Origin of the sequence: Nonomuraea aridisoli, assembly GCF_003236395.1 — a bacterium.
Taxonomy (GTDB): Bacteria; Actinomycetota; Actinomycetes; order Streptosporangiales; family Streptosporangiaceae; genus Nonomuraea; species Nonomuraea aridisoli.
Map to the genome: position 1 here is coordinate 1 of NZ_POUD01000104.1, position 13,588 is coordinate 13,588.

The 13,588-nt window shown below is 71.9% G+C and carries 11 protein-coding genes; 7 read left to right on the forward strand and 4 right to left on the reverse strand.

Annotation, left to right across the window (positions count from 1 at the left end; translation table 11 throughout):
• The first annotated feature begins 164 nt into the window (after positions 1-164).
• The 7 genes from lon to C1J01_RS23900 all read left to right on the forward strand — a co-directional run bounded on the left by lon (position 165) and on the right by C1J01_RS23900 (position 9,482).
• Positions 165-2,534 carry an endopeptidase La gene (gene lon / locus C1J01_RS23870; protein ID WP_111181208.1) on the forward strand — a complete coding sequence of 790 codons (2,370 nt, stop codon included), beginning with the start codon at positions 165-167 and terminating at the stop codon, positions 2,532-2,534.
• A 395-nt stretch (positions 2,535-2,929) separates the two neighbouring features.
• Positions 2,930-3,883, forward strand: a complete 954-nt coding sequence (locus tag C1J01_RS23875) for a methionine ABC transporter ATP-binding protein (RefSeq protein ID WP_111181209.1) — start codon at positions 2,930-2,932, stop codon at positions 3,881-3,883.
• The gene (locus C1J01_RS23880) at positions 3,880-4,536 is read left to right on the forward strand and encodes a methionine ABC transporter permease (RefSeq protein WP_111181210.1); all 657 of its coding nucleotides are present in this window, start codon (positions 3,880-3,882) and stop codon (positions 4,534-4,536) included. The genes C1J01_RS23875 and C1J01_RS23880 overlap by 4 nt, the downstream gene beginning before the upstream one ends.
• A 9-nt stretch (positions 4,537-4,545) precedes the next feature.
• Positions 4,546-5,385 carry a MetQ/NlpA family ABC transporter substrate-binding protein gene (locus tag C1J01_RS23885; RefSeq protein WP_111181211.1) on the forward strand — a complete coding sequence of 280 codons (840 nt, stop codon included), beginning with the start codon at positions 4,546-4,548 and terminating at the stop codon, positions 5,383-5,385.
• Between the two features lie 169 nt (positions 5,386-5,554).
• Positions 5,555-6,109 (forward strand): hypothetical protein, encoded by a 555-nt coding sequence (locus C1J01_RS23890; protein WP_146615703.1) that lies wholly within the window; start codon positions 5,555-5,557, stop codon positions 6,107-6,109.
• A gap of 95 nt (positions 6,110-6,204) precedes the next feature.
• Positions 6,205-7,737, forward strand: coding sequence for an acyl-CoA synthetase (locus C1J01_RS23895; RefSeq protein WP_111181213.1), 1,533 nt, complete (start codon positions 6,205-6,207; stop codon positions 7,735-7,737).
• Positions 7,738-8,240: 503 nt separating this feature from the next.
• The gene (locus C1J01_RS23900) at positions 8,241-9,482 is read left to right on the forward strand and encodes a S1C family serine protease (protein ID WP_111181214.1); all 1,242 of its coding nucleotides are present in this window, start codon (positions 8,241-8,243) and stop codon (positions 9,480-9,482) included.
• A gap of 136 nt (positions 9,483-9,618) precedes the next feature.
• Here the strand turns inward: C1J01_RS23900 and C1J01_RS23905 are convergent, their stop codons facing one another.
• From C1J01_RS23905 to cydD, 4 genes are all read right to left on the reverse strand, one after another.
• On the reverse strand, positions 9,619-9,843 hold the full coding sequence (locus tag C1J01_RS23905; RefSeq protein WP_146615704.1) for a hypothetical protein: 225 nt from the start codon (positions 9,841-9,843) through the stop codon (positions 9,619-9,621).
• The gene (locus C1J01_RS54140; protein ID WP_438943128.1) at positions 9,828-9,881 is read right to left on the reverse strand and encodes a hypothetical protein; all 54 of its coding nucleotides are present in this window, start codon (positions 9,879-9,881) and stop codon (positions 9,828-9,830) included. The genes C1J01_RS23905 and C1J01_RS54140 overlap by 16 nt, the downstream gene beginning before the upstream one ends.
• Before the next feature lie 53 nt (positions 9,882-9,934).
• Positions 9,935-11,698: a thiol reductant ABC exporter subunit CydC gene (gene cydC / locus C1J01_RS23915; protein ID WP_111181232.1), complete on the reverse strand. Its 1,764-nt coding sequence runs from the start codon at positions 11,696-11,698 to the stop codon at positions 9,935-9,937.
• A gap of 98 nt (positions 11,699-11,796) precedes the next feature.
• A complete protein-coding gene (gene cydD, locus C1J01_RS23920) occupies positions 11,797-13,584 on the reverse strand; it encodes a thiol reductant ABC exporter subunit CydD (protein WP_111181216.1) in 1,788 nt (595 codons plus the stop codon).
• Positions 13,585-13,588 lie beyond the last annotated feature (4 nt).

A 13,588-nucleotide genomic window follows, 5' to 3' on the forward strand; every position in this document is an offset into this window, starting at 1 on the left:
AGATGTGTATAAAGAGACAGCGTCGGACCACGGGTTGATTTCCGGTGTCACCCTCAGGTATCGCTTACATGATTACGATCGCCCTGAGCGAACATCGGCAGGGAAGGGAACACCAGAGGGCTCCAATGAATTGAGTCGGTATAACTCAACCCTTTGGAGTGCGCATGAGTGAGAGCCTGACCCTCCCGGTCCTGCCGCTGGACGACGCCGTCGTCCTGCCGGGCATGGTGGTCCCGCTGGACCTGTCCGACTCCGAGGTGCGCGCCGCCATCGACGCGGCCCGCGCATCAGGCGGCAACAAGCCGCGGGTCCTCCTCGTTCCCCGGATCGACGGCCGCTACGGCGCGATCGGCGTGCGGGCCGTGGTCGAGCAGGTCGGGAGGCTGCCCGGCGGTGAGCCCGCCGCGGTGGTGCGCGGTGTCGACCGCGTCCGCGTGGGCACCGGCACGACCGGCCCCGGCGCGGCGTTGTGGGTCGAGGCCGAGACGATCGACGCCGTCGCCGTGGGCGAGCGCGCGCAGGAGCTGGCCAAGGAGTACAAAGCGCTGGCCACCACCATCCTGCAGAAGCGCGGCGCCTGGCAGGTGGTCGACCAGGTCAACCAGATCGACGACCCGTCCGTGCTGGCCGACAGCTCCGGCTACACCCCGTGGCTGACCACGGCGCAGAAGGTCGAGCTGCTGGAGGCCGCCGACCCCGCCGACCGGCTGGCCAAGCTGATCGAGTGGTCCCGCGAGCACCTCGCCGAGCTCGACGTCGCCGAGACGATCCGCAAGGACGTCCAGGAGGGCATGGACCGGCAGCAGCGCGAGTTCCTGCTCCGCCAGCAGCTCGCCGCCGTGCGCAAGGAGCTCAAGGAGCTCAACGGCGACTCCGAGACCGAGGAGGAGGACTACCGAGCCCGCGTGGAGGCCGCCGACCTGCCGGAGAAGGTGCGCGAGGCCGCGCTCAAGGAGGTCGACAAGCTGGAGCGGACGCCCGACCAGTCCCCTGAGACCGGCTGGATCCGCACCTGGCTCGACACGGTGCTCGACATCCCGTGGAACGTCCGTACGGAAGACAACTACGACATCACGGGCGCCAGGGCCGTGCTCGACGCCGACCACACCGGCCTGACCGACGTGAAGGACCGCATCATCGAGCACCTGGCCGTGCGCAAGCGCCGCCAGGACAAGGGCCTCGGCGTGGTGGGCGGCCGCCGCAGCGGCGCCGTCCTCGCGCTGGCCGGCCCTCCCGGAGTCGGCAAGACGTCCCTCGGCGAGTCCGTGGCCCGCGCGATGGGCCGCAAGTTCGTCCGCGTCGCCCTCGGCGGCGTCCGCGACGAGGCCGAGATCCGCGGTCACCGGCGCACCTACGTCGGCGCGCTGCCCGGCCGCGTCGTCCGCGCCATCCGCGAGGCCGGCTCGATGAACCCGGTGGTCCTGCTCGACGAGGTCGACAAGGTCGGCGCCGACTACCGCGGCGACCCGACGGCCGCCCTGCTGGAGGTGCTCGACCCGGCCCAGAACCACACGTTCCGCGACCACTACCTCGAGGTCGAGCTCGACCTGTCCGACGTGCTCTTCCTGGCCACGGCCAACGTCCTGGAGGCCATCCCCGGGCCGTTGCTCGACCGTATGGAGGTCGTCACGCTCGACGGCTACACCGAGGACGAGAAGGTCGCCATCGCCCGCGACCACCTCGTGCCCCGGCAGCTGGAGCTCGCGGGCCTGACGGCCGAGGAGGTCACGGTCGAGGACGCCGCGCTGCGCAGGCTCGCCGCCGAGTACACCCGCGAGGCCGGCGTGCGCTCCCTGGAGCGCTCGGTCGCCCGCGTCCTGCGCAAGGTGGCGGCCCGCTCGGACGACCACGACGAGCTGCCCGTCACCGTCGGCGCCGACGACCTGGTGGGCTACCTCGGCCGGCCGAGGTTCGTGCCGGAGTCGTCGCTGCCCGAGACCGCCCAGCGCACCTCGGTGCCCGGCGTGGCCACGGGCCTGGCGGTCACGGGGGCCGGGGGAGACGTGCTCTACGTGGAGGCGTCGCTGGCCGACCCCGAGACCGGCGAGACGGGCCTCACGCTGACCGGCCAGCTCGGTGACGTGATGAAGGAGTCGGCCCGCATCGCGCTGTCCTACCTGCGCTCGCACGGCGCGGAGCTGGAGCTGCCGGTCACCGCGCTGAAGGACCGCTCGGTGCACGTGCACTTCCCGGCGGGCGCCGTGCCGAAGGACGGCCCCTCGGCGGGCGTGACGCTGACCACGGCGCTGGCCTCGCTGCTGTCCGGGCGGCTGGTCCGCAGCGACGTGGCCATGACCGGCGAGATCTCGCTGACCGGGCGGGTGCTGCCGATCGGCGGCGTCAAGCAGAAGCTGCTGGCGGCCCACCGCGCGGGCATCACGACCGTGCTCATCCCGGCGCGCAACGAGCCCGACCTCGACGACGTGCCCGAGGAGGTCCGCAACGAGCTGACCATCCACCCGGTCAGCGACGTGCGCGAGGTCCTCGACATCGCGCTCACCCCGGCTCAGGTCGCCTCGACCGTGGCGGCCTGACCCCCCGGGTGACCGCCCCGCCGCACCCAGCCTCCTGGGGTACGGCGGGGCGGTCTCATGTCACACAGCGTGACCCACATCACCACGCGGCTGCGGAATAGAGAAATCTCCGCATTCCGTTAGGCAAGTCGTGAATGAGGCATACGCGACCGACCACCGTGCCGCCAGCGGCGCGTGTCGCCGCATGCGTATGGGGCGAATGCCGGCCCGCTAGACCCACTCCGTCCGCCCGTTCCCTCGAAGGTTCCCTCATGATCACACCTGGCTTCGTGCTGCGCAGGCTGACCCACCTGCCGTTCCCCCCGGGCACCCGCTGACCGCGCGGCTCCTCTTCGTCCGGTGATGTACGTTCCCGCGGCCGCGCTCGTGGCCGCCCTCAGTCGTGGGGAAGTCCCGTGATCCAGGCTTCAGGCCTGCGCAAGCAGTACGGCACGACCGTCGCGCTCGACGGCGTGGACCTGCACGTGCGCGAAGGCGAGATCTTCGGCGTGCTCGGCCGGAGCGGCGCCGGCAAGAGCACCCTCCTGCGCTGCGTCAACCTGCTCGAACGTCCCACCGCCGGCACCGTCACGGTCGCCGGCCAGGACCTGACCGCGCTGGGCAGCGCCGAGCTCAACCGCGCCAGGCAGCGCATCGGCATGATCCACCAGCACTTCGCCCTGCTCTCCTCGCGTACGGTCGCCGGCAACGTGGCCTTCCCGCTGGAGGTCATGGGCGTGCCCAAGGCCGAGCGCGAGCGCCGCGTCGCCGAGCTGCTGGAGCTCGTCGGCCTCGGCGGGCGCGGCAAGGACCGGCCCCACCAGCTGTCCGGCGGCCAGAAGCAGCGCGTCGGCATCGCCCGCGCGCTGGCCGGCAACCCGGCCGTGCTGCTGTCGGACGAGGCCACCTCCGCCCTCGACCCGGCCACCACCGAGTCCATCCTCGCCCTGCTCAAGCGCCTCAACGCCGAGCTCGGCCTGACGATCCTGCTCATCACCCACGAGATGAACGTCGTCAAGAGCGTCTGCGACTCGGTGGCCATCATGGCGGGCGGCCGCATCGAGGAGTCCGGCGCCATCGCCGACCTCATCCGCACGCCCGGCTCGCGCCTGACCCGGGAGATCTTCCCGCTGCCCGCGCCCGCGCCGGCCGGCTCGGTGACGCTGACGTTCACCGGCGACCCGCGCCAGCCCGTGGTGTCGGAGGTGCTGCGCAAGTTCGACGTGGACCTCAGCATCCTGGGCGGCTCCATCGAGGAGTTGCCGGCCGGTCCCGTCGGCCGGCTGCGGGTCACGCTCGACGGCGCCGACCGGCCCGCGGCGCTGGCGTACCTGAGGGATTCCGGGCTGATCGTCGAGGAGGCCGCGTGACCTGGGAAGAGATCCTGCCGCTGCTCGGCCCCGCGACGCTGGAGACGGCGCAGATGGTCGGGTGGTCGACGCTGTTCACCCTGCTGTTCGGGCTGCCGCTCGGCGTGGCGCTGGTGGTGTTCGACCGCGACGGGCTGCGGCCGGTGCCGGGGTTGCGGGCGGCGCTCGGGTTCGTGGTCAACATCGGGCGGTCGCTGCCGTTCATCGTGCTGATGATCGCGATCATCCCGTTCACCCGGCTCGTCGTCGGGACGACCATCGGCACCGCCGCGTTCGTGGTGCCGCTGACCGTCGGGGCGGTGCCGTTCTACGCCCGGCTGGTGGAGACGGCGCTGCGCGAGGTCGGCACCGACGTGGTGCAGGCCGCGCAGGCCATGGGCGCGAGCCGGACAACGATCGTGCGCAAGGTGCTGCTGCCGGAGGCGCTGCCGGGCCTGGTCGCGGGCCTGACCGTGACGGTCGTCGCGCTCATCGGCTACTCCGCCATGGCGGGCACGCTCGGCGGGGGCGGGCTGGGCGACCTGGCCGTCCGCTACGGCTACCAGCGCTTCGAGACGCTCCTCATGATCGTGACCGTCGTCCTGCTCATCGTCATCGTGCAACTGCTGCAGAGCCTCGGCGACCTCATCGCTCGCCGGCTATCGCATAAGTAAGGAAAAATCATGAAAATTCACCGCATTGTGGGTGCTGTCGCGCTGGCTCTGTCGCTCGCCGCATGCGGCACGTCGCAGTCCGCCACCGGCGGCGCCACCACCGGCGCCGCAGCCGAGGGCGCCGACGCCGTGCTGCGCGTCGGCGCGAGCCCCGTGCCGCACGCGGAGATCCTGAACTTCGTCAAGGACAACCTGGCCCCCGCCGCCGGGCTGAAGCTCGAGGTCGTGGAGTTCACCGACTACGTGCAGCCGAACGTCCAGCTCGACGAGGGCCAGCTCACGGCCAACTTCTTCCAGCACAAGCCCTACCTCGACGACTTCAACGCCTCCAAGGGCACCGACCTGAGCTTCGTCACGCCGGTCCACCTGGAGCCGCTCGGCCTGTACAGCAAGAAGATCACGGACGTCGCCGCGCTGCCGGCCGGCGCCACCGTGGCGCTGCCGAACGACGTCACCAACCTCGGCCGCGCGCTCAAGCTGCTCGCCGACAACGGCGTGATCACCCTCAAGGAGGGCGCGGGCACCGCGGCCACCGAGCGCGACGTGACGGGGAACCCGAAGAACCTGCAGTTCAAGGCGCTGGAGGCGGCGCAGCTGCCGCGCTCGCTGGAGGACGTCGACGCCGCGGTCATCAACGGCAACTACGCCATCGAGGCCGGTCTCCAGCCCGCCTCGCAGGCCCTGGTGCTGGAGAAGACCGAGGGCAACCCGTACGTCAACGGGCTGGTCGTCCAGGCCGGCCACGAGAAGGACGCCAACATCGTCACGCTCGGCAAGCTCCTGCAGGACCAGAAGGTCAAGGACTTCATCCAGCAGAAGTACCAGGGCTCGGTGATCCCCGCCGAGTGACGCGGCAAAGGGCCGGATGAATGATCACCCAAATGATCGCTATTTTTCACGATCATTCCGGAATATCGTCTTATCTGGCCCTTTATGGTGTTAAGCGAATTGTAAGCCGAGAGCAATCACGCAGGCGTACGAATGCGGGGTCAGGAAAACCTCTCCCGAGGAGGCCCCAGTGCGATTCGCCTCACGAATCATGCTCGGCTTCACCGCGGCCGCCGTGGCCGCGGTCGTCACGCCGGCCGCGGCCGGCGCGTCCACCGCGTCCCAGGCAGGCTGGGGACCCTATTTCTCCGCCGACCACAAGGCCGCCGCGCGCGGTCACGTGTCCGTCGACCGGCAGCGCTACCGGCACTGGTACTGGAAGACGGACTTCGTCAGAGACCGCGTGTGCTTCAAGGATCACAAAGGCGACCGGCACTGCAAATGGGTCGTGAAAAAGGTCAAGAAGAAGGCCTGGGAGTGGCGGTACGAGGAGTTCTTCACCGTGCACAGCACGCTCGTGAACAAGGGCAACAGGGGCGAGTGCGCGTGGGAGACGTTCAAGGTCGTGCACGAGAACGGCTCGACCGCGTTCAGGAGCTTCGCCAACTGCGGCCGGCACCCCCGCCACTTCTCGTTCTCCGGTAAGAACGCCGCCCACATCTCCGTGGACGTGAGCAAGGGCGACCACTCCGGTCCGACCGCCTTCCACTCCGGCTGGAGGCCCGTCCACCACGCGGCCGTCTGAGCCCCTCTGACGCAGCCGCGGTCTTGTGACGAGGCCGCGGCTCCGTCGAAATTGGGTCCTGGCCCGCCGCCAATGAACCGAATACTGTTCTGTTCATGCATCCGGGAGCCATCGCAGCAGCCACCCCCGACAAGCCCGCTGTGATCATGGCGGGCTCCGGGCGGATCATCACCTACCGCGAGCTGGACGAGGAGTCGAACCGGCTGGCCCACCTGTTCCGCGAGGCCGGCCTGCGGCCCGGCGACCACATCGCGTTCATGCTCGCCAACCACCCGCTCTTCCTCGTCATCGCCTGGGCCGCGCACCGCTCCGGCCTGTACTACACGCCGATCAGCTCACGGCTGCAGACGGACGAACTGGCCTACATCGTGGGCAACTGCGGCGCCCGCGTCTTCATCTCCAGCGCCGACCTGGCCGACGTCGCCGCCTCCGTCACCGGCGCCACCCCCGGCGTCGAGCTGCGGCTCATGATGGACGGCGTCGCCGAGGGCTTCCAGTCGTACGAGGAGGCCGTGGCCGGGCAGCCGGTCACCCCGATCGCGGACGAGTGCATGGGCATGGACATGCTCTACTCCTCGGGCACCACGGGCCGGCCCAAGGGCATCAAACTGCCCTCGACGTACGGCCCGCTCACCGAGCCCGGCGCGCTGCTCCAGCTCATCGAGTTCCTCTTCGCGCCCTCGGCCGACAGCGTCTACCTGTCGCCGGCGCCGCTCTACCACGCCGCGCCGCTGCGCTACAGCCTGTCGTTCCAGCGGCTCGGGGCCACGGTGGTGGTGATGGAACGCTTCGACCCCGAGCAGTATCTCGCCCTGGTGGAGCGCCACCGGGTGACGCATACGCAGCTCGTGCCGACGATGTTCATCAAGATGCTCAAGCTGCCCGCCGAGACCCGGCAGAGGTACGACCTGTCCTCGCTGCGCTACGCGATCCACGCCGCCGCGCCCTGCCCGATCCCGGTCAAGGAGCAGATGATCGACTGGTGGGGGCCGATCGTCCACGAGTACTACGCCGGCACCGAGGGCAACGGCTTCCTCTACGTCGGCCCCGATGACTGGCTCAAGCACAAGGGCACCGTCGGCCGCCCGCTGCTCGGCACCGTGCACATCTGCGACGAGGACGGCAACGAGCTGCCGCCCGGCGAGCACGGCACCATCTACTTCGAGAACGGCGGTCGCTTCGAGTACCACGGCGACCCGGAGAAGACCCGCTCGGCCCAGGACCCGCAGGGCAGGGGCTGGACGACGCTCGGCGACATCGGCTACCTCGACACCGAGGGCTTCCTGTACCTCACCGACCGGCGCTCGTACATGATCATCTCGGGCGGGGTGAACATCTACCCGCAGGAGGCCGAGAACGTGCTGTCGGTGCATCCGAAGGTCGCCGACGTGGCGGTGTTCGGGGTGCCGGACGAGGAGATGGGGGAGCAGGTCAAGGCCGTGGTCGAGCCGGTGTCGATGGACGAGGCCGGCCCGGAGCTGGAGGCGGAGCTGATCGCGTACTGCCGGGAGCGCCTGGCGCACTACAAGTGCCCCAAGTCGGTCGACTTCCGCCCCGAGCTGCCCCGCCACCCCACGGGCAAGCTCTACAAACGCCTGCTCCGCGACGAGTACTGGCCCGCCCGCTGACGGCGCGCCGCTGAACGGGCGGCGGCCACGGCACGCGGGGTGTCGCCGCAGGTCAGCGGCATGACAGCCTCCTGCCGGGTAGGTGGATGGCATGAGGAAGCTGATGGATCGAGTGCGCACGTTCCTGCGCAGATTCAAGAAGAAGCAACCGGTCGAGGCGGCCAAGCCGACGACTGCCGGTCCGCAGACGCAGGGGAAGAAGCGGAGCTGGCTGGGAAGGCTACGACGTCATCAAGGGAGCCCCGATTAGATCGACATTGGTCTGATCAGCCCGGCGCCGCGTCGCGCCGGCGGCTCGGACGCACCGCGCGAGTGCCGATGATGTGGTCTACGTGTGCAAAAATCGGTAGATCTTTAGGGCAGTGACGTCACCGGTGGCCGCCCGTCCAACCTGCGGCGATAAGGCGTGCGTGAGTCGTTCACTCGCGTGCCGAACAGGCTCTTAAGCAGGTCTTACGCGGCTCTTGACATCCTTGGGTCATCGGGACTTGAGGAGATGACAGATGAACGCGAACGAGCCTCACGAGCAGCGCCCTCAGCAGGAGGGCACCGGTGGGTGGAGCCAGTTCGGCGCCGTTCCGCCGGCCGCCGGGGGCTTTCCCCGGAGGGACACGCACCCCATGCCCCAGCCGCCGCCACCGCCGGCCGGGACGCCCGCGAAGGCGCGGCTGAACCCCGGCCAGAAGGTCGTCGCCGGTCTGGCCCTGGCCGCCATGGCGATCGGCGGCGGTGCGGTGGGGGCCTTCGTCGCCACCTCGTTCCAGCCGGAGCCGGTCGCCAGCAGCAGCGTCGCGCCGGGCCCCGTCTTCAGGACCGCCTCCGACCAGCTCACCGTGGCCGAGGTCGCGGCCAAGGTGCAGCCGTCGGTCGTGATGATCCAGGGCCAGACCGGTGAGGGCTCGGGCGTGGTGCTGTCGGATGACGGCCTCATCCTGACCAACAACCACGTGGCCGTCGGCGCGGGGCAGGCCGGTCAGATGACGGTCAAGTTCAGCGACGGCAGGACGGCCAAGGCCACCGTCGTCGGCACCGACCCCGCCACCGACCTCGCGGTCATCCGGGCGGAGGGCGTCTCCGGGCTGACCAAGGCCACGCTGGGCGACAGCGACAGGCTGCGGGTGGGCGACCCCGTGCTGGCCATCGGCAGCCCGCTCGGCCTCGACGGGTCCGTCACGGCGGGCATCGTCAGCGCGCTCGACCGTACGCTCAACCTCGGCGAGGACCGCCAGCAGCTCCCGCCCGGCTGGGGGATGCAGGAGCAGCAGGCCCCGGCCACCACGATCGGCGGCGCCATCCAGACCGACGCCTCGATCAACCCCGGCAACTCCGGCGGCGCGCTGGTCAACGCCGCGGGCGAGCTGGTCGGCATCAACACCGCGATCGCCTCCGAGGCCGCGGGCGGCGGCGTCGGCTTCGCCATCCCTGTCAACACCGCCAAGCAGGTGTCCGAGCAGCTCATCACCCACGGCAAGGTCACCCACGCCTTCCTCGGCGTGAGCGTCACCGACGCCATGGGCGACGTACCCGGGGCCCTCGTCCGCGAGGTCACCGCGGGAAGCCCGGCGGAGAAGGCCGGTCTGCAGCAGGGCGACCTGATCACCAAGATCGGCGACAAGGCGGTTGACGGGGGCGATACGGTTGTCGGACAGGTCAGAGGTTTCAAACCGGGCCAAGAGGTCAAGATCACATATATGAGGGACGGCAAGCCCCACGAGGTGGACGTCACCCTCGAAGAGCAGAGCTGACCCAAGACCCCCTCATGGACGGGTGTGCCGTCGAGATCGCTGCGGACTCGGCGGCACACCCCCCCCGAACGGTTCAGGAGAAGCGCCGGCCCTCGTCGCGGCGGTAGGCCCAGGCCGCCGCGGCCGCGGCCACCGTTCACACGCCGAGCATGACCAGCGCCACGGTGTCCGGCGCGGAGCCCACCGTGACCGCCCACAGCAGCTCGGCCACGCCCCTGGTGGGCACGTACGGCGAGATGTCCTGGACGAACTCAGGCAGAAGCTCCGGCGGCATCACCAGCCCGCCGAGGACCCCCATCGGGAAGAACAGCACCTGCGACACCGCGATCGCCGCCTTGGACGTCATCACGAACCCGAGCACGTGGACTTGCCCGCGCCGTTGGGCCCGAGCAGGCCCACCAGCTCGCCCGCCCTGATGTCGAGCGAGACGCGTCCCTTTTTGAAGGAGAGGCTTACCGCCTGGTCAGAACCTCGGACTCCCAGAGGTCGCGGTAGTAGCCCGGCACGGACACCAGCTCGTCGTGGCGTCCCCGCTGCACGACCCGGCCCTCGTCCAGCACGATGACCTCGTCGACCAGCTCCAGGCCCTTGAGGCGGTGCGTCACGAGCAGCGTCGTGCGGTCGCGGGTCACGTCGAGCAGGTCGCTCATCAGCCGGTCGGCCGTCTCCTCGTCCAGCGCCTCGGCCGGCTCGTCGAGCAGCAGCACCGGAGGGTCGTACAGCAGCGCCCTGGCCAGGGCCAGGCGCTGCAGCTGGCCGCCGGAGACCGTCCTGCCGTCCTCGCCCAGCTCGGCGTCCCACCCGGTGCGCTCGACCCACTCCTCCAGCCGGGCGTCGCGTACGGCGCGGCGCAGCGTCTCCTCGTCGGCGTCCGGCCCGGCCAGGCGCAGGTTGTCGCGCAGGCTGGTCCGGAAGATGTACGGGTCCTGCGTGAGACCCGTCATCATCGCCCGTACGTCGTCGCCCGCCAGGTCGCGGATGTCGACGCCGTTGACCCTGACCGCGCCCGACTCGGGCTCGACCAGCCGCATCAGCGCGGCCAGCAACGTGCTCTTGCCCGCGCCGCTGGGGCCCACGACCGCCACGCGCTTCCCGGGCGTGAGCCGCAACGACACCCCGTCCACGGCCGGCCGCCCAGCCGCGGCCGCACGCGCCGTGTCCGCTCCTGCGAACCCGGCCGTCGGCCCGCGGGCCGCGTTCGCCGCCGGCCGGCTGTCGGGGGCCGCGCCGTGCGGGACGGGGTGGCGGACGACGAGGTCGTCGACCTCGACGGTCAGCGGGGGCTCCGGGCGGGGCGCCGGTGCGGCGGGTTCGGTGACCGCCGGAGTGGAGGCGCGTACCTCCCGCAGGCGCCGCAGCGCCGCCGTGACGCCCGCGAGGCGCTCGCCCGCCGCCGCCAGCGGCAGGACCGGCTCGAAGGCCACCAGGGACGTCAGCGCCAGCACGGCCGTGCCCACGGAGCCGGCCCCGCCCGCCTGGGCGAGCAGGACGACGCCCGCCACCGTCAGCCCCTGCACCAGCGTGCCTCCGGCCAGGGCGGCGGCGTGGACGCGGGCCTGACGGCGTTCCAGCGCGGCCAGCGCTTCGTCGGCGGCCAGGGCGCGGGCGAGCGCGTCGCCGTCGGCACCGTACGCGGCCAGGTCGGCCGAGCCGTGCACCAGGTCGGCCACCCGGCCCGCCAGCGCCGCCCGCGCCGGGGCGATCCGCGCCGACCAGCGCCGGGCCGCGGCGGCCGTGCCGGCGGGCAGCAGCACGCCGGCCACCACCAGCCCGGCCACCAGCACCAGCGCCGCCATCGGCAGGATCGTCAGCCCGATGACGACCGCGGCGAGTCCCGCCGTCGCCGCCGCGGCGGCCGGAAGGAGGCAGCGCACGAGCAGGTCCTGCACGGCCTCGGTGTCGTCCACCATGCGGCTGAGCAGGTCCGCGCCTCCCTGGCGTGGCTGCTGCGGCGGGACGAGAGCCTCGTAGAGGCGTTCGCGGGTGCGGGCCTGCGCGCGCAGGGCGACGTCGTGGCCGGTGAGCCGCTCGGCGTAACGGAAGACGCCCTTGCCGGTGGCGAACGCCCGGGTGGCGACGATCGCCACGCTCAGCGCGGCCAGCGGCGGCTGCTCAGCCGCCCGCGTGATCAGCCACGCGGCCGCGGCGATGAGCCCGAGCCCCGCCAGGTCGGCCGCCGCCCCGGCCAGCACGGCCCACACCAGCCGCATCCCCATCGGCCGCACCTGACCCGCCTCCTGCCCGGCGGCGCCGCCCGAAGCGGGCCCTGTCACGCCCGGGTCCTGTCCGGCGGTGCCGCTCGGCGTCGGCCGCGTCACTTTCCGCTCCTTTCCGGCCCGGTGGGGGCCGTTTGCCTCACCAGGCGTGAGCCGGGTGTCGTGTCGGAGACGACGCGGCCGCCGTGGAGGCGGATGACGCGGTCGGCGAGGTCGATCATTGCGGGGCGGTGGGCGACCACCACGGCCGTGCGGTCCTGGGCCAGCCGCTCCGTCGCCGCCACCACGGCGGCCTCGCTGCGCCCGTCCAGGCGGGCGGTGGGCTCGTCCAGCAGGAGCACCGACGTGCCGGGCCGGCAGAACGCGCGGGCCAGTGCGACGCGCTGCCGCTGGCCCGCCGACAGGTTCGCGCCGCGCTCGCCGACCACCGTGTCGAACCCCTGGGGCAGGTCGGCCACGAAGCCCGCGTGCGCGGACGCGGCGGCCCGCCGTACGTCGTCGAGAGAGGCCGACGGGGCGCCGAGCCGGATGTTGTCGGCCACGGACACGGAGAACAGGTGCGGGCGCTGGGCGACGAACGCCAGCCGCGCCCGCCAGCCCGCGAGGTCCAGGTCGCGCAGGTCGGTGCCGTCGATCAGGACCCGTCCCCGCGACGGGCGGACGAAGCCGAGGATCAGGTGGAGCAGCGTGCTCTTGCCGCCGCCGCTCTCGCCCACCAGGGCGACCCGCTCGCCCGGGGCGATGGTGAGGCAGACGTCCTCCAGCGCGGCCACGTCACGGCCCGGATAGCGCACGGTCACATGCTCCAGCCGGATCTCCGGCGCCCCCGCGGTCCCGGCCGCGACACCCGGGCTCCCGCCGTCGACGGTCGCGGCGGCGACGCCGGGACGGCCGCCGTCCACGGGCGCGGCCGCGACGCCGGGGCGCTCGCCGTCCGGGGAGGTCTCGTCGTCGGCGGAGCGGTCGAGGACGGCGAAGGCGGCGTCCGCGGCGGCCACCCCCTCCATCGAGGCGTGGAAGCGCGTCCCCATCGCCCGCAACGGCAGGTACGCCTCCGGCGCCAGCAGCAGCACCAGCAGCGCCGTCGTCAGATCGAGCGACCCCCCGAGCAGCCGCAGCCCGATCGGCACCGCCACCAGCGCCAGCGACAGCGACGCGCACAGCTCCAGCACCAGCGACGACAGGAACGCCACCCGCAGGGTCCGCATCGTGGCGCTGCGGTGCTCGTCGGCGACCCGCTGGATGACCGTCGCCTGGTGACGCGCCCGGCCGAACGCCCGCAGTGTCGGCAGCCCGCGCACCACGTCGAGGAAGTGCCCGCCGAGCCGCGACAGCGCCGTGAACTGCCGCTCGGTGACGGCCTTGGTCGTCATGCCGACGAGCGCGCCGAAGACCGGGATGAGCGGCAGCGTGACGAGCACGATGACCGCGCTGGCGAGGTCGGCGGCGAACAGCCGGATCAGCACGGCCACCGGCACCACCGCGGCCACCGCGATCGACGGCAGGTAGCCGGTCAGGTAGTTGTCGAGCCCGTCGAGCCCCCGACCCGCCAGCGTGACGAGCTCGCCGGAGCGGTGCGCGGTCAGCCGGGCGGGCCCGAGCTCCCGCAGGCGCAGCAGCAGCCGGTGGCGCAGCGCCGACTTCACCGCCGTCGCGGTGCGGCCGGCGAAGACGCCCTGCGTCCAGGCCAGCAGCGCGCGCACGCCGACCACGGCGGCCAGCACCGCGAGGGCCGCCGCGGTGAACCTGCCCGACAACACCCCGGCCAGCAGCTCGGCCTGCACCAGCACGAGCAGGCCCGCGAGCACGGCCGCGGCCATGGTGACACCCAGGTGGACGCGGACCGAGCGCTCGGCCCGCATCAGCGCGAGGAGATCCTTGTGCACGAGA